10 protein-coding genes are annotated in these 17,553 nt (G+C 35.2%); 5 read left to right on the top strand and 5 right to left on the bottom strand.

Features of this window, described 5'->3' with window-relative positions:
* Positions 1 to 51: 51 nt before the first annotated feature.
* From HM992_RS07180 to HM992_RS07160, 5 genes are all read right to left on the bottom strand, one after another.
* Positions 52 to 1,455, bottom strand: a complete 1,404-nt coding sequence (locus tag HM992_RS07180; RefSeq protein ID WP_179319200.1) for a sulfatase family protein — start codon at positions 1,453 to 1,455, stop codon at positions 52 to 54.
* 7 nt (positions 1,456 to 1,462) lie between these two features.
* On the bottom strand, positions 1,463 to 3,013 hold the full coding sequence (locus HM992_RS07175) for a sulfatase family protein (protein WP_229720463.1): 1,551 nt from the start codon (positions 3,011 to 3,013) through the stop codon (positions 1,463 to 1,465).
* A gap of 4 nt (positions 3,014 to 3,017) precedes the next feature.
* Positions 3,018 to 4,172 carry a putative glycoside hydrolase gene (locus tag HM992_RS07170; protein WP_179319199.1) on the bottom strand — a complete coding sequence of 385 codons (1,155 nt, stop codon included), beginning with the start codon at positions 4,170 to 4,172 and terminating at the stop codon, positions 3,018 to 3,020.
* 10 nt (positions 4,173 to 4,182) lie between these two features.
* Entirely contained in the window at positions 4,183 to 5,919 is a 1,737-nt protein-coding gene (locus tag HM992_RS07165) for an alpha-L-fucosidase (RefSeq protein ID WP_229720462.1), read from the bottom strand.
* A 176-nt stretch (positions 5,920 to 6,095) separates the two neighbouring features.
* The gene (locus HM992_RS07160) at positions 6,096 to 9,227 is read right to left on the bottom strand and encodes a TonB-dependent receptor (protein ID WP_179319198.1); all 3,132 of its coding nucleotides are present in this window, start codon (positions 9,225 to 9,227) and stop codon (positions 6,096 to 6,098) included.
* Between the two features lie 216 nt (positions 9,228 to 9,443).
* Here HM992_RS07160 and HM992_RS07155 point away from each other — a divergent pair, with 216 nt between their 5' ends.
* The 5 genes from HM992_RS07155 to HM992_RS07135 are packed head-to-tail and all read left to right on the top strand — an operon-like array spanning position 9,444 to position 17,535.
* The gene (locus HM992_RS07155) at positions 9,444 to 10,967 is read left to right on the top strand and encodes an alpha-L-fucosidase (protein WP_179319197.1); all 1,524 of its coding nucleotides are present in this window, start codon (positions 9,444 to 9,446) and stop codon (positions 10,965 to 10,967) included.
* A gap of 33 nt (positions 10,968 to 11,000) precedes the next feature.
* Positions 11,001 to 12,185: a putative glycoside hydrolase gene (locus HM992_RS07150; protein WP_179319196.1), complete on the top strand. Its 1,185-nt coding sequence runs from the start codon at positions 11,001 to 11,003 to the stop codon at positions 12,183 to 12,185.
* Between the two features lie 29 nt (positions 12,186 to 12,214).
* A complete protein-coding gene (locus HM992_RS07145; protein ID WP_179319195.1) occupies positions 12,215 to 14,107 on the top strand; it encodes a sulfatase in 1,893 nt (630 codons plus the stop codon).
* A gap of 22 nt (positions 14,108 to 14,129) precedes the next feature.
* Positions 14,130 to 16,013: a sulfatase gene (locus HM992_RS07140; RefSeq protein ID WP_179319194.1), complete on the top strand. Its 1,884-nt coding sequence runs from the start codon at positions 14,130 to 14,132 to the stop codon at positions 16,011 to 16,013.
* A gap of 28 nt (positions 16,014 to 16,041) precedes the next feature.
* On the top strand, positions 16,042 to 17,535 hold the full coding sequence (locus HM992_RS07135; protein WP_179319193.1) for an arylsulfatase: 1,494 nt from the start codon (positions 16,042 to 16,044) through the stop codon (positions 17,533 to 17,535).
* Positions 17,536 to 17,553: the final 18 nt, after the last annotated feature.

Below are 17,553 nucleotides of genomic sequence, written 5' to 3'. Positions count from 1 at the left end.
TATTTTTTAAAAGTAGATGATGTCTATTTATTTATACAAAACCGTTTTTATCTATTTAGGCAATTCTTTTTTCCAATCCATCCATAAGCTTTTAAGCTCACTTACGAGTTGCTCGTTATTTTCTGCGACATTCGTTTTTTCAAACGGGTCTTTAGAAATATTGTAAAGTTCTTCTTTTTTAATTTTTTCATTAAATAAAAGTTTCCAATCTCCTTTTCTAACGGCTCCTTGTGCCCAGTGATTTGAATTCTCTTTTGTAAAACGCCATTCCCAAAATAATGGTTTTGTTCTTTTAAAGCTATTATTTTCCAAAATAGATCTTATATTTTCACCGTCTATATTATAGTCTTTTTGCAATTCGGTTTCTGCTAGACTTGCAAATGTTGGTAATAAATCTACCGTAGATAGTACACTTGTAGAATCTACTTTGTTTTCTTGGACGTGATTTTTCCATTTTACTATGAAAGGCACTACCACACCACCTTCATAAATATCTACTTTTCTTCCCTTTAAACCTGCTGTAGAACCTGCTTCTAATGACGGTCCGTATGCTGCAGGACCATTATCACTAGAAAAAATAATTAATGTGTTATCATCTAATCCCATTTTTGATATGGATTCTAGTAAACGTCCAACATGAAAATCGGCATCTTTCAAAACCGCATAATAGGTTTCTTTACTTGGTGATAATCCTTTAAAAGATTCACGTTGCGCTTCTGAAGGCCATAAAGGTGTATGCGGATCTTTTAGCCAAAGGTTAACAAACATGGGTTGTTTTCCTTTATTTTTCTTGATAAAATCAATCGTTTCATCAACTGCAATCTTACTCGAACTTTGTACCCATAAGGTATCCGTATCCATAAATCGTGTGGTTGGCCATTTTTGATCACCTTTCCATGTTGGTCCGTTTCCATTCCAGACTCTAGCCTCATCATAACCATAAGTCTTAGGTTCTGGCGCTGAAGGATCTCCATGAGGTTCACCTCCACCTCCTAAATGCCATTTTCCAAAATGTGCTGTTTTATAGCCTGCTTTTTGCATGGTTTTAGGTAAATAAACAGATAAAGAATCATTTAAATAATTAGGCATGTTACGTCTGGCATTCACTTCATTCCCTGCAAAATGACCATGAACACGATGTCTGGCTGGAAAATGTCCTGTGATAACCGAAGATCGACTTGGAGAACACACTCCGCTTGTAACATGAAACTGTGTGTAACGTGTGCCTTCAGCTGCCATTTTATCTATGTTTGGAGTCACTACTTCCGTGTTTCCATACACTCCTAAATCTCCATAACCCCAATCATCTGCAAAAATGAAAATGATGTTTGGCCTTGAATCTTCTTTTTTTGTATCATCCTTCTCCGCTACAACTTCTTTTTTAGTGTTGTTACATGAAAGCATCGTCATAACTACGACACCTAACACAATGTGTTTTAATGGGTTTATGCGCATTATAGAATTAATTTTTAAACGTTTCTGTTTCCTGTTCTTTTAGTAATACTGTTGCCAGCTCCTTGACTTTCTTTGGGAATTGACTTGCTAAATTCGTCGTTTGCCCAATATCGTCTTTAAGATTGAAGAGTTGTACGGTATCCTTAGCGGTTGCAAAACGCTGTCCTTCTTCAAACCATTCTGGTATTCTGGCGTGATAACCATTTTTGTTATTGATATACAGCCAATATCCTTTTCTAACGGCATATTTGGGTGTAAATGTATTATGAATAATATTCGCCCTTACAACCTTATTATTTTCTTTTAACCACAACTTAGAAAAATTATAACTATCATGTTGAAAGCCTTTTGGTAACTCACTATTTGTAATTGATGCTAAGGTATTTAGAATATCAATTTGACTAAATAATTGAGTGCTTTTAGTTCCTGATTTTATTTTATTTGGCCATTTTACAATAAACGGTACATGGTGGCCACCTTCGTAAACATCTCTTTTAACGCCTCTAAAGGGACGCGAACTATCGTGATTGTAATTTTTAATACGATCGTAAGCATAACGCTCCGATCCATTATCTGAAGTAAAAATGACAATGGTATTCTCCTCTGCATCAATAGATTTTAAAGCTTCTAAAACCTGACCTATAGCATCATCTGTTTGATATACAAAATCGCCATAAGGACCTGCTTTACTTTTTCCTCTAAATGCTTCGTTTGGAATTATTGGTGCATGTGGAGACGGAAAAGGCAGATATAAAAAGAACGGTTTTTCCGCTTTTTCTTGTTTTTTAATAAAGCTGACTGCAGACCTTGTAACCGTAGGTAAAACGTTATAAAAGTCCCAACCTTTAATTGCTGGTCCTGGTCTTAGCTCCCAGTTCCCTTCTAAGGCAAAATCTTCCTTTGGGTGTTCTAATGTTATTGTTGGCGCTTCTGTAACCTTATCATTTTCAATCCAAGTATAGGGTGGAAAATTGATAGTACCATCGCCAAAATAAGAATCAAAGCCTATAGATAAGGGGCCATTAGGAATAGGTTGATCCCAATCGTAAGCCTGAGCTGGCCAAATCTCGACGTCCCTCTTTCCGTGTTTCGCTTTTATTTTTTCAGTAATCTCTTTTTTTCTGATGGATTCCCAGTTCCAACCCAAATGCCATTTCCCAATGGCTGCTGTGTGATAACCGTTATTTTTAAGAATTCGAGGTAAAGTCACCTGATTTTCTTTAAACACAGATTCGCCCATGGCATGTACGATATCATTAAAATCTCTCCAATGATAACGACCAGATAATAAGGCGTACCGACTTGGCGTACAAACACCTGAAGAACTATGAGCATCTGTCATGAGTAGACCTTCTCTAGCAAGTTGGTCTAAATTAGGGGTTGGGATTTTAGATTGTGGGTTTTGAATGGCCAAATCTCCATAACCCATATCATCAGCGTAGAATATAATGATATTGGGTTTATTATCCTTAGTCGTTAGTTTTGTTTGTTGCGTTTGTTGTTGACAGGCTGTTAAGCACACCAACATTAAAAAATAAAAGTAGGTGCTAATCTTCATTGTTTTAGCTTTGTTTTTTCCAATCAATGGTCGCTTTCTTGTTTTCTAAATCGACCCAAATACTGGCATGCTCATAATTTCTAGTTAAAATCCAATCATCAACTTGCATCTCGTCTAAAGGCTTTCCTAAAGGCTTATCAAATTCTGGATACCATAAAAGTGACCCCATATTTAAGCGATATCCCCAATTATAGATAATATACGAATGTTTTTGTGCACCAGCTAAAAAAGAAGCCAAGGCAAACGTTAAGTGTTCTTTAGAAATTTCCGCTTTTTCTTTATCAGATTTAGCCATAAACCCTTTATTTACCCATGCATTTTCTGGCCAAGTCTTAAACACTACAATTTTACCACTCTTACCTGCTTTTTCCATCTCTTGAATATCTTGAAGCATACTCTCTTTCGTTTTGCTATTAAAATATCCAAAATGCTCAATCATAATGGCATCTGTAGAATCCGGAAAATCATTACCACTATTTCTAACAGGTGTGGAACGTATACCGTTATAAACGATTAATTTTTCTTCACCAATTTTAGCTCTAGTTTCTTTTATTAAATCTTTTAACCCTTGTTGTATGGCATCATATTTTTCAGTTCCCCATAAGCGTTTATTACCTGGATTTGTTACCTGAACTAAGGCATCAAAGAAAACGCCATCAATGTTTTCATTATTTAAATTGTCTAACGCAATATTAGACCACCAATCTCTAAGTTCGGGATGAGATAAATCATAGCGTTTTAATTTACCATCTTTTAAATCTAGTTCACCTGTTGTTGTTCTAAGCCACCAATCTGATTTTGTTTGATAATCTTCATGCGCTTTATACATATTATAATCTAAAAAAGCATTCCAGTAGAATACGACTTTCATGTCGGGATTTAAATCCTTTAGCACTTTTGCATCAGCTGAAATAGCTTCTTCTGAATGTTTGTATTTTGGAAAACCATGTGCCTTTTCTAATACAGTGAAGTTAGAATGAGACGCTATAAATTTCGCTTCAGATTTAGTTAAAAGGTCACCTTTTTTACCGAAGTGAAACGCTACTGGCACTTTATCCCAACTAAATTTTGGATAATGCTTATCGCTTTGTGAAAAGGCAGCTTGTAATAGAAACAAACTGACTAAAAACAAACTTTTATGTAAAAGGGCTAACTTCATGATACTATAATTACTTTATTGGTAAAATTTTAATAGATTTTAGACTAGATGTTTGCGCATCACCCTCAACCAAAGACGTTTTTATTATATGATTACCAGCCGTTTTAAATTCTAAAATTCCCATTCTGCGATAGGCATACTTATCGGTTGCTGCTTGCTGGTTTTGAACTTTTACACCTTCATCTGTTGTTGTTTTCCAAACCAATCGTCCTTCACCTTTGTATTCTAAATCTAGATAATAATACCCTGGTTCTTTAACATTAACCTCCCAACAAACCATGCCGTCTTCTTCCCAATTACTTACCTGATTGGCGTGTTTCCATTCGCCAAATTTTTCCATCCAACGCACATTTTTTTGTTCTGCGCCTTCAGCTTCACCAAATTCCGTTAATAATCTTGTCGGAATATTTGGATAGATGCCTAAGTTTGTTTCTACAATAGGTTCTGCGTCTTCAAGTTTAACTTGGATTACAGATATTAATTCATCTGGTGCTTTGAAAGGCACATCTATAACTAACCAATCATTCACCTTTTTATAGTCTAATGCACTGCTCTCATTTCCATCTAGAAGTGAAATGCTTTTTACTTTAGACTTTAATCCAGGTAAGTATAATTTACCATCCGTTGGCCATTCACTTACAGATAAATAAAGAGATTCATCGTTTGTAGTGACATCTCCCCAAGGCAATGCAAAACCCCAAGGCGAACTTCCTGCGTCATAAATAACTTGTGGATATTTTTGTATCCAACGACCAGATTCTTGTAAAAACTCAATCCCTATATTTGGAATAGCACCGTTGCTATCCGGACCAACATTAAATAAATAGGTACCTCCTCTAGCGACTGTTTCAATGACGCGACCAAGGATTTTCTTCGGACTTTTAAAATTATTATCATACCAAGCATAAGACCAAGAATCATTATTTGTATCTGCAGTTTCCCAAAGGCCTTCAACATTTCTCGTTGGTACTTCCATATCTCCGATACTGGCATAATCTCCCATACCATAACCCACTCTACTACACATCATAGCGTTTGGCTGTAATTCTCTTACCATATCGGCTAGTTCTACGACGTATTCTTTTGGCATATCTCCAGGAGTATCAAACCATACGAAATCTATATCACCATAATTGGTACAGATTTCTTTAACCTGAGGTTTACACTTGTTATAGAAGTAATCTTTAAAATCCATTTTGTTACCATGCTCATCAACCTTAGGACCTCTAGTACCACCTGGTGCTGTCCAGTCTTGATTATGAGAATAATAAAATCCGAATCCAAGTCCTAATTCCTTACATGCCGCAGATAACTCGTGCATAGGATCTCTACCAAATGGTGTGGCATCTACAATATTAAAGTCGCTCGCCTCTGAATCGAACATCGCGAAACCTTCATGGTGTTTACTGGTAATGATAATGTATTTCATACCAGCATCTTTTGCCAATTGCGCAATCAACTTAGCATCAAATTCGGTAGGATTAAACGTTTTGGCGGTTTCCATATAGTCTTCTGGAGAAATATCGGCCACACGTTTGCTCATTAGCCATTCACCAATACCGTAATAGGTTTTATCTTCCCATACTCCACCTAGATTTGAAAATAAACCCCAGTGAATAAACATGCCGTAGTTGCCTTCATCAAACAACTTTGCTTTTCCACTTTTTAAGGCATCACCAGTAACACTAGTTTCACCCCACATTTCTTCCATTCCTTTTTTATCCTTTTCTTGAGAATGTATGTCCAAAACACTAATTAAGATTAGTAAAACGGTCACTATAAAACATCTATTCTTAAACATATACGTACTATTATTGATTGTAAAACTTTTGTTAGTCTTTCTAGACTTTTAATATTTATGGCATTGATATAGTCTTGAGAGTCATTTGAAGTTATCTAGCTAATGATTCTCAAGAATTATTATTAAAACTTATATCTCATTGTAAATTTCCAAATAGGGTTTCTACTATAGTAAGCTGAAAAATTTCGAGTATCACCCGCTTGAAACCTTCGAATATCCTCACCTGTAAGGTTAGATACTCCTGCACTAAATTGTAATTTTTTATTTAATAAACTCTTTCTAAGGGTAATCCCAAGGGTTGTGCTTCCTTCAGTATAGTGTGGTTCATCTGCACGTGTATTTCCTCCGATAGCGCCTAAATTACTCAGGTAATCACCTCTATAAGCTGCCGTAAACCTTAGTGAAAAACCAGATCGCTCATAATATAAAGTTCCATTAGCATTATGCTTAGCTGTACCAGGAAAACCATCAGCTTGTTCCCCTAAATCTCCATCAAATTCACTCTCTACGTAAGAATAATTGGCTTTTATACCAAAATCTTTTGCAAAACCAGGTAAGAAAGAAAGGTGTTGATTAAGTCCCACTTCAAAACCATAAATTCGGCCATCTGTAATGTTTATTGGCTTGGTTATATCAAATAACAAACCAGTCAAATCATCAGTACCACCTGTGCCATCAGGTAATGGTATCCCTAATAATTCTTCACCTGGATATGTTTGATCTGGTGTTACTGCTTTTACTATATAATTTTTAAGATCTTTATAAAAAGCACTAAAAATAAAAGCACCTCCGTTATTAGTATAAAACTCCAAAGTAGTATCATACATCCACGCTGTATAAGGTTTTAAGTCAGGGTTACCAGAAACAATAGTTCCTCTTAATCCCGAATTAGCTAAGTCTGCTGCATCTGCAGGATCAATATTGGTTAGAAAAGTAATCTCATTGTTTGGAATTAGATCAACAAACTTTGGTCTTGAAACTCCTTTATAAGCACTTAATCTCAACTTCACATTTCTTTTTAATGATAAATTAGCATTAAAGCTAGGTAATACGTCCCATCTTGAAGTTTCTACTTCATAGTAAAAATTCTCTGTTGAAAACTCATCAAGATCATCACCAGTATCTGCATCTTCGAATGTTACTCCACTAAATCCTCTTGATTTATTTTGTGTTCTTACAGCTCTAACTCCAAAATTAAAACTTACAGGTAGCTTAAATAGTGCTGTTTTAATATCCATTTGTGTATAAAAATCAGTACTAGCTTCATTCGCACCATAAGATCTTCTAGCATCAAAACCTAAATTATTTTCTTCTGCCTCTACGTCTTTTAAATCTATATCAAAATCAAAAATACTTCCTCCATCGATATCAGCATACCCTGGTAATAAATCTAGTACAGCTTGCCCAGGGACTCTAACCCATCCGTTTTCCAAACCAGCAACATTGCCTTCATTAAAACCTACGCCTGTAATTTCTCCTAAAAGATCACTATAAGCACCACTTTCATTTAGTTCCGCTACAATACCTCCATACAGACCACTTAATTGATCACTATCTGTATGTGAGGAAGTTGTTTGTCTAGCTTCAAAATCAGTTACCGCATATCTAGTTCCAAAAGTTATTTTTGATTTTTTATCAAACTCATATTCAAAATCAAATTTTGTAGCATAATTATACCCTTTAGTTTTAATCAGTCTGCGTGAAACTCTATTAAGGTCGAAAGAAGTTGGATCAAAAGCCTCTGCGGGTAATCCATAACTAGGAATTTCCCCTCTCAAATCAATATCTAAACTTGTTTGATCATATCCTCCGTTACGTCCTTGAACTCTGTGAGTTATTTGTGTTAAATTTTGAAAAAAATCTAAATCAGAATACGAAATATCTGATATGATTTTTAATTTATTTATTGGTGTAAAAGTTGTATTTAAACCAACTATATTATTGGTTGAGTGATTATCATAAAATTGATTTGCATTCGTAATGGTAGTCCTAGCATTGTCTTCTGAAGAAGGACTTATATACGTTAATATATTTCCATTAAAATCAAGATCTCCTTCATCAAAAATATGGTTTCCTCCTAACAATTGAGTAGCTCCTGTACTACCCAAACCTATCTGAAATTGCTGTCTATCCGAATTAGCTTCTACATTTGTTCGGGTATAGTCTAATACCATATCTATTTCTTCTATTGGTCTCCATTGTATAGCTGCAGATGTTGCAAAACGCACTTCATTTTTTCTTAACAATGAATTATTAATGGTTCTTCCCACAATTACATCAGAATACTCTGTCCCATTTTCATCGGTAAGATTTATACCCTGTGTAATTCCTCTTAAAGAAGTTTCATCTTTTATATTGTCTTCATCGGCATAAATAATTGAAACAGCAATACCCAGTTTATCATTTATTTTTGTTCCATAAACACCTGAAAATCTTTGACCAAAATCAAGTTCATCAATTGGTGTATTAGATGCGCCTCTTACATTTATACTAGCAAAATAATTCTTCTTTCTATATCTTGCGTCTAACGGTCTTATAGTTTGAAAATCTACAGAACCTCCAATATTCGTTGTTACTTCTTTAGCCTGGGCTGTCTTATGAATTCTTGCTCCTGAAATAATTTCGGTAGGGATAACATTTAAATTAAACTTTCTAAAATCAGACTTACCTTCATTACCTGCAGATAAAGGTGTACGACCATTCACTGTTACACCAACAAATTGTGGCCCTATACCTCTAATAGAAACTCTGTCTCCAGACACCCCATCAACATCTCTTTCTATTTGTACTCCTGCAACTCTTTGCAAAGCATCTGCTGCGTTGGTGTCTGAAAAATCCCCAATATCTTCTGGTGTAATAGCTTCTATTACAGTAGCTGCATCTCTTTTAGCTCTTACTTCAGCTAAATGCGAAGCACGTATTCCTATATTAATAACAACTTCATCTAATGACTCGGAATCGGTTACCATCTTAACATTAATAAGATTCTTTCCTGCAGTAGAATATTCTACAGACTTAAAACCTAAATAGTAAAACTCTAATACAGCATCAACATTCTTTAACAGTATAGTATATTCACCCTCCATATTAGTCGTCGCACCATTTTTAGTGCCTTTTTCTATAATACTTGCTCCTGGTAAAGGGATATTATTTTCATCTGTAACTTTACCTGTAATAATTTGTTCTTGAGCAAAACCAATAAAGCATTGGAGCAGAATCAAAAACAATAAGCTTTTAGTTTTATTTTTTTTCATGACATGATGAGTTAGTTTGTGTGATTACAAATATGTATCAAATAAGATAAATCAGCTTGCTCAGTTCGCTTTAAAATTTTCTCATTTCAACCACACCCATTAAGAATCAAGCTATATCAGTGCGTTTGAATTTTTACAGCAAAAAAATGACGGAATAGAGAAGCCTTAATAAATTAGTAAATGGTTACTTTGTATGTATACGATAAATGAACACAGATGTCTATAGAAAAGCTTATAATCATCTTTTTTTTTACATTAAGTACTTGTTTTGTTTTCGGTCAAACTAAGTCGGCTGAAAAAGTAATTGATGCGAATTGGAAATCTATGGCTGAAAACTATCAGGTTCCAGAATGGTTTCAAGATGGTAAAATTGGTGTTTGGATGCATTGGGGAATTCCGTCTTCAATAGACGAAAACAGAGTTGAAGATGGATCACACTACGGAAGACGAATGTATGGTGATGAAGATTATGATGCTAGAAATGAACCAGACAGACTGCGAACCGTAAGATTAACCAAATGGCATACGGAACGTTATGGACCTCCTTCAGAATTTGGTTACGAAAAATTTATAGCAGATTTTAAAGCTGAAAATTTTGATGCAGATAAGATTGTTCAGTTTGTTAAAGCTTCTGGAGCACGTTTTATAATGCCAGTGGCAACACACCATGATAATTTTGACATGTATGATTCTTTCTTTCCTTGGAATTCTGTAAAAATGGGCCCAAAGAAAGATATCCTTAGAGAATGGAAAGATGCGGCATATAAACATGATTTAAAATTTGGAGTATCTACACACTTATATTGGTCACCTCGCTTTTTTAGGACGGCTCGGAAATTTCAGAAAAAAGGCACACCAGAATGGGAATTCTTTAATATGGATTATGATACTAAAGAATTTGCGAGTCAAGATAGCTGGAACGAACATTGGTACAAGCGGTCTTGGGATTTAATAGAGAAATACGATCCTGACATGTTTAATAACGATTCGCCTTATCCAACTATAAAAACCGGAAAAGGATTAGGTGTTAAACTATTTTCAGAGTATTTAAATAGGGATTTAAAAGAGAATAACGGCAAACAAACCACTGTCTTATCCTTTAAAAATGCTAAAGAGAATAAAGCTGCATTTACGTATAACTTAGAACGCGGAATGTTTGGGGAACAACAAGAGCATCCATGGATATGGGCAACCGATTTATCTGGAAGCTGGTTTTACAGAAAAGATGCTTTCACTAAAATGTCTTTAAATGTTTTAATTGGTAATGCTATTGATGCGATTAGTAAAAATGGTATTGTAATGATTAATTTGGCGCTAAAAGGGGATGGAACGATTCCTGAAAATCAAATAAAAATGTTAAGCGACTTTGGTGCCTTTGTAAAAATAAATCAAGACGGTATTTACAATACCAGACCTTGGAAAACTTTTGGGGAAGGGCCTTTAGAAATTGTGACAAAACGCGCTGGTGAGAACTTAAAGGAATTCTCAGAAAAAGACATTCGTTTTACCACAAAAGATGGAAATCTTTACGCTTTTCTATTAGCACCTCCAACAGAAGATATTTTGATTAAGGTGTTAAAGCAAGATGGGCTCTTACAAAAGAATATAAAAGAGATACAGTTGTTAGGTAGCGATGAAACCATTAGCTGGAACCGAAACAAAGATGGTTTGGCTATTACATATGATTTTAAAAATATCCCAAATCAATCGGCTATTTGTTTTAAAATAATCACAGAATAGCTAAAAATACAATTAAATTAACGAGAGGTAACAATGCATTTTAAATCGTCCTTTTTAGTAGTTTTATTAGCCGTTTCTTTATGTACGTGTTCAGTACAAAAACAAGAGACAGCTTTAGTAAAACAAAAATTACCTGAATTTTCTTGGGACAAAATGCCGTTGTATATGCATCTGCGTAAATCTGAAGCATTTACAAAAGAGGAGCTAACCTACCTTTCAAAATTCCCTTTAATAACCTTTGAAAAAACAACGGGAAGTAAAGCGTATGGATCCACGGAAACAGGGACTATTAGAGCAGCTAAAGCGGTAAAAAAAATAAATCCTGATGCTAAAATATTATACTACAAGAATGTTATTGTAAACTGGGGAGGTTATAATGAAGATGAAGAATTCTTATATAAACATCCCGAAGCTTTATTAGTTAACACTAAAGGACAAAAAGCGTTGATGCCAAACGGTAGAACAGGCTTCTTTGATATCTCTGAAGACTATGTTCGTGAATATTGGATAAACCATGTGAAAAAAGTTACCGAAAGCCCATTTATTGATGGGGTGTTTTTAGATGCCAATATTAAAGTTTTAGTGCCTATGTTTTTTAACAATCGTGTTGGAGAAGAAAAACGAGAAGCAATTAAAATTGGTTATTTATCCATGATGGCAGATTTAGACGCTCAAATAGGAAAAGACAACTTATTAATTGCAAATATTCTTCGTGTGCGACCAGAATTTGAAGATTCAGGAAGGGAATACTTAAAATTCTTTGATGGTTCTTACATAGAAGGCTTTGAACATGAAAGTTTTGGCATGACTTATGAAGATTACCTAGCAAAAGGTATTGAGGCTGTTCAAAAATCAGCAAGAGAAGGCAGTGTTATAGCTATGTCTCTTGGTATTGGTAAAGGATTAGAAAATGCTGAAGCAGGTATTGATGATGCTAGAAAAAAAGTAACCATAAATGAAAATTTTACAAAACGCTTAGATTATCTATTGGCTATTTTTCTAGTCTGTGCTGAAAAACACAGTTATGTTTACCCACATGATGGTTATGATATTCAAAAATCTGCGGTTTGGCTTAAAACGTTTCCGCAGTATGAGAAAAACCTAGGAGCACCAAAAGGCTATGCCCTACGTGAAGGCTACATTTACACACGATCTTTTGAATATTTAGACGTAACCTTAGATATACAAAACAAAACAGCCCAATTGGATTGGAAATAAACTAACCCTTAATTTTTTATAAATAAAAAATGAAATCACTTTTAACAGCACTTGCAATTTTATTATTCTTTTCTAATTATGGAATTAGTCAAGAAAAAAAGGATTTAATAAAACCGAATGTCATCATTTTTTATGTTGACGATTTAGGTTGGCAAGATACCGAATTAAACAATTTGGACGAACCAAGTCCATGGGAAACGCCTAACATATCCAAATTAGCAAAAGATGGAATAACCTTTACCAATGCATATTCTCCGGCACCTACTTGCGCACCCTCTAGAGCGGCATTGCTTTCTGGTTTACACCCAACTAAAACAGGAGTTACACATGTAAGCGGAGGCGCCATACCTACACCTGCTGGACGTTCAGATTATATGGCTCCCTTTTTTCCAAAAGGATTAATGCCTGAAAACTTTACCATTGCAGAAGCTTTAAAAATGAACGGTTATAAAACGGGGCATGTTGGAAAATGGCATGTAGGAACTCTTGATATTCAAGAATCAACAAATCAGGGATTCGATTTTGCTTACGAATCTAGAGGTGCACACCAAGGCCCTAAAAAACCAGACAACCGCCTCACTGAATTTGCAACGCATCAAAAAAATGATCCATATCAATTGAGTGATGAAAAATATCCACCTTTTACAAAAGCATCACCTAATGGCATTTCCTATCCGAAAGATATGGTAACGGAAAAAGCATTGGAGTTTATTGAATCTAATAAAGAAGAGCCGTTCTTTCTATATTTAGCACATTGGTTGGTCCATGCTCCTATTCATACCAAAAACAAAGAATTACTACAATATTACAGTGATAAATTAGGAATAGATTTTCCTAAAGTAGATATTCCTATAAAAACAGAAGGGCAAACCAACCCGTTTTATGGCTCTATGGTAACGACTTTGGATTGGAGTTTAGGACGTGTGGTCGATTTATTAAAGAAAACAGACGATCCCAGAAATCCTGGTAAAAAATTATATGAAACGACCTATATTATTTTTTCTTCTGATAACGGAGGTGTAGAAAAAGCCAATGGAGATATCGTTACAGACAACTTTCCTTTAGATGAAGGTAAAAAATATGCTCAAGAAGGTGGCATTAGAGTGCCTATGGTTATTTCTGGTCCAGATATTCCAAAAGCAAATACAAAAGATGTACTGATTAATCAATTGGACTTTTTTCCAACCATTTTAAATCTTACAGAAAGTAAAATACCTGCTAAATACAGTTCAAATTTAGATGGATTAGATATCTCAAATGTGTTGTTAAGTAATGAAAGTGTTGTAAAAAATAACAAAGGAGAAACTAGAGAAGAGTTATGGTGGCACTTCCCACATAATCAAGATCACCAAATGCAATCTGCCATAAGACGTGGAGATTATAAATTATATAAAAACCATATTGAAGGTAATTATGAATTATACCGTTTGTATAACGATGGAAAACGAGCCGATTTAGAAGAAATGCATGATATTGCAGACAAATCGCCAGAAGTCGTAAAAGATTTATCTTCAAGATTAGAAAAATATCTAAAAGATTACAATGCGCAATATCCTTACAAAAGCCCTTCAAAATTTAAAAGTGAAGGAAATAATGGTACTGCAGCATCGATTCCAGTAATTGTTAGCGATGCCTTTGATACGAATTCCCGTAAAGTATCTATAACCTTAGAAAAAGGAAAAACTAGGGTGATTGAACCTTATGCCTTGGTAAAAATAGCAACCAAGCTTAAAAAGAAAAAGAACGGAAAGACAGGCAAATATGGAAAACATGATACGACCTACATAAAAATACCTTTAGAATCAGGTAAAAACAATTTAGAATACACGTTTACTGTTCCTGAAGGCGTCATAGAATATGGGGTTATTTTAATAGATGAAAATCGATTTATGGTACAAGGTGAATTTCATAAAATCAACTAAAAACTCAAGCTTTAAATAAATAATGAAAACTAACAACACATTCATAATCCTAGTATTACTAGCTTTTTTTTCTTCGAACGATGTAACTAGTCAGGAAAAAGACAAATTAATAAAACCTAATGTTATCATATTTTATGCTGATGATTTGGGTTGGCAAGATGTACAATTAAACGATTTAGACGAACCTTGTGCTTGGGATACACCAAACATTACAGCGTTAGCAAAAGATGCCATCAACTTTACCAATGGGTATTCGCCAGCACCAACTTGTGCGCCTTCGCGATCTGCACTCTTAAGTGGATTACATCCTGCTAAAACAGGAATCACTAATGTGAGCGGAGGAGGCATTCCTAAGGCTCAGAGGAATGAAAAATATATGAGTCCTTATTTCCCAGAAGGATTAATGCCTGAAAACTTTACCATCGCAGAAGCTTTAAAAATGAATGGCTACAAAACAGGACATGTTGGAAAATGGCATGCTGGAAGTCTTCAAATTCAAAAATCCACCAATCAAGGTTTTGATTTTGCACATGAGTCTAGAGGAGCGCATCAAGGTCCAAGAAAACCGAATACGCGCTTAACAGCTTTTGCAACTCATGATAAAAATGATGCTTATCGCTTAAGTGAAGAAAAGTATTTCCCTTTCACTAAGGAATCGCCTAAAGGCATTTCATATCCAACTGATCCGGTGACTGAAAATGCCTTAGAATTCATACAAAATAACAAAGAAGAACCCTTCTTTTTATATTTAGCACATTGGATGGTACACTACCCTATTCACACAAAAAATCGTGAATTACTAGACTATTATGTTGATAAATTAGGAGTAGAACTTCCTGAAGTAGATACTGAATGGACTAAAGAAGGTCAGAATAACCCTTATTTTGGGGCTATGGTAACCACCTTAGATTGGAGTTTAGGTCGTGTGATAGATTTATTAAAGAAAACAGACGACCCTAGAAATCCAGGTAAAAAATTATACGAGACCACTTATATCATTTTTTCATCTGATAATGGTGGAGCGGAAACTCGTAAAGCAGAAGTGATGTCGGATAATGCCCCTTTAGACAAGGGAAAAAAATATTCAGAAGAAGGCGGTATTAGAGTACCGATGCTCATTTCTGGACCAAAGATTCCAAAAGGAAAAACACACGATGTTTTAATTAATCAGTTAGATTATTTCCCAACCATTTTAAACCTTACCAATAGTAAAATTCCTGCTGACTATCGTTCAGATTTAGATGGTTTGGATGTTTCAGGTGTCTTATTAAATAATGAAAGTGAGGTTAAAGATAATAATGGAAAACCTCGAGAAGATTTATGGTGGCATTACCCTTACGGCGACGAGACTAAAAATCAATCTGCTATACGATCTGGCGACTATAAATTATATAAAAACTTTATCACCGGTAATTATGTATTGCATCGTTTGTATAAAGATGGGAAGCGTTATGATTTAGAAGAACAGAATGATATTGCCAAAGAAGAGCCAGAAATCACGAAAGCCTTAGCTTCAAAATTAGAAAACTATCTGAAAGACTATGATGCCAAATTGCCTTATAAAGACCCTTCTAAATTTAAAACCGAAGATGGAGTATCAGCCATTCCGGTTATTGTGAATGATGTTTTTGATACAAAATCTCGTCAAGTTGCAATTCAATTAGAAAAAGGAAAATCGAATGTGATTGAAAGCTATGCACTTGTAAAAATCTCAGACAAGGCTAAGGCTAATAAAAAAGGTAAGAAAAGTAAAGTAAAATCTACGTATATCAAAGTACCTGTTGCAGTTGGAAGCAATAATTTAGAATACACCTTTACAGTTCCAAAGGAAGCAAAAGAATACGGTATTATTTTAATCGATGAGAATCGATTTATGGTAAAAGGCGAATTTCATAAAGTTAAGTAATTAAATGTTGAAGATAAAAATAGGAATCATGAAAAATACAGTTACCAACTTTTGTTTGTGTTTCCTATTTTTTTTTCAAATGGGCTATGCCCAAGAAAACGCAAGCACGTTAAAATACAGCAGGCCTAATATCATCTTTGTGATGACAGATGATCAAGGCATGGGCGATTTGTCTTGTATGGGAAATGAGGTTGTAAAGACGCCAAATATTGATGCGTTCTATGAAAAATCAACACGATTTACAGAATACCATGTAAGTCCTACTTGCGCTCCAACACGCGCTGCTATACTAAGTGGGCGTCATGAATTTAGAGTTGGGGTTACCCATACCATTCTAGAGCGCGAACGCATGGCTTTGGATGTGTACACGCTGCCTCAAGCCTTGCAATCTGCAGGCTACAAAACCGGACTTTTTGGGAAATGGCATTTAGGAGATGCTGAAGACTATCTACCACAAAACAGAGGGTTTAACGAAGTTTTAATGCATGGAGGTGGTGGTATTGGCCAAGTAAGTTTAGGAGATTTCCCACCGAATAAAGACAATGTTTATTTTGATAATGTTTTACTTCACAATGAAACTATTGTAAAAACCAAAGGCTTTTGTACGGATGTGTTTTTCGATGCTGCTTTAGCCTGGACAAAAGAACAGATTACAACGGAAACACCATACTTCACCTACCTATCTCTTAACGCACCTCATGCACCATTAGTTGCACCTGAAGCCTACAAAAAACGTTTTTTAGAATTAGGCTATGATGACGGGACAGCGAGTAGATATGGCATGATTGAAAACATCGATGACAACTTCGGAAGATTGATGAGCAAACTTAAAGAATGGGATGCCTTAGACAATACGTTAGTCATTTTTACCACAGATAATGGAGCTACACATTTAAGAGGCACTTTAAATGGAGAAAAGGTAAAACATTTTAATGCCAATCTTAAAGGTGGAAAAAACTCACCGAACGAAGGTGGAGATCACGTCCCACTTTTCTTGTATTGGAAAGGTGTTTTAACCGAAGGAAAAGACATTAACCAACTTACCGCACACTTAGATTTATACCCGACCTTTGCGGAATTAACTGGAGCTAAGCTACCAGAAACAATGCAGCCTTTAGAAGGCTTGTCATTAATCCCTTTATTAGAAAATACAGCGACAAATTGGGAAGACCGTTTGCTATTTGTGCATTGCGGACGCTGGAAAACTGGAATGGTCAACGAAGCCAAATACACTAAAATGGCGGTTAGAAGTCAGCAATGGCGTTTTGTTAATAATGAAGAGTTATACGATATTAGTAATGATCCTGAAGAGCGCGAAAATGTGGCTTCAAAACATCCTGATGTGATGGCCAAATTTCAAGAACCTTATAACCAATGGTGGTCTGCCTCTATTCCACTTATGATAAACGAAAATCGAAAACGCGTAAAACAACAACCATTACATACCAAATATTATGAGCAACTAGAAGCCCAAGGGATTCCTAATTGGAGTCCGAATAATGGGATTGCCGAAAAAAACTAAAAAGCTGAAATGTCATGA

The organism is Winogradskyella helgolandensis, from assembly GCF_013404085.1.
In the GTDB taxonomy this organism is placed as follows: Bacteria; Bacteroidota; Bacteroidia; order Flavobacteriales; family Flavobacteriaceae; genus Winogradskyella; species Winogradskyella helgolandensis.
Note: the sequence above shows the minus strand (reverse complement) of the source record. Positions and strands in the feature narration are given on the sequence as shown.

Bases quoted from the DNA above. Each gene is read 5' to 3' on its own strand.
- HM992_RS07180 (WP_179319200.1), bottom strand. From the start codon at position 1,455: ATGCGCATAAACCCATTAAAACACATTGTGTTAGGTGTCGTAGTTATG.
- HM992_RS07175 (WP_229720463.1), bottom strand. From the start codon at position 3,013: ATGAAGATTAGCACCTACTTTTATTTTTTAATGTTGGTGTGCTTAACA.
- HM992_RS07170 (WP_179319199.1), bottom strand. From the start codon at position 4,172: ATGAAGTTAGCCCTTTTACATAAAAGTTTGTTTTTAGTCAGTTTGTTT.
- HM992_RS07160 (WP_179319198.1), bottom strand. From the start codon at position 9,227: ATGAAAAAAAATAAAACTAAAAGCTTATTGTTTTTGATTCTGCTCCAA.
- HM992_RS07155 (WP_179319197.1), top strand. From the start codon at position 9,444: ATGTCTATAGAAAAGCTTATAATCATCTTTTTTTTTACATTAAGTACT.
- HM992_RS07150 (WP_179319196.1), top strand. From the start codon at position 11,001: ATGCATTTTAAATCGTCCTTTTTAGTAGTTTTATTAGCCGTTTCTTTA.
- HM992_RS07145 (WP_179319195.1), top strand. From the start codon at position 12,215: ATGAAATCACTTTTAACAGCACTTGCAATTTTATTATTCTTTTCTAAT.
- HM992_RS07140 (WP_179319194.1), top strand. From the start codon at position 14,130: ATGAAAACTAACAACACATTCATAATCCTAGTATTACTAGCTTTTTTT.
- HM992_RS07135 (WP_179319193.1), top strand. From the start codon at position 16,042: ATGAAAAATACAGTTACCAACTTTTGTTTGTGTTTCCTATTTTTTTTT.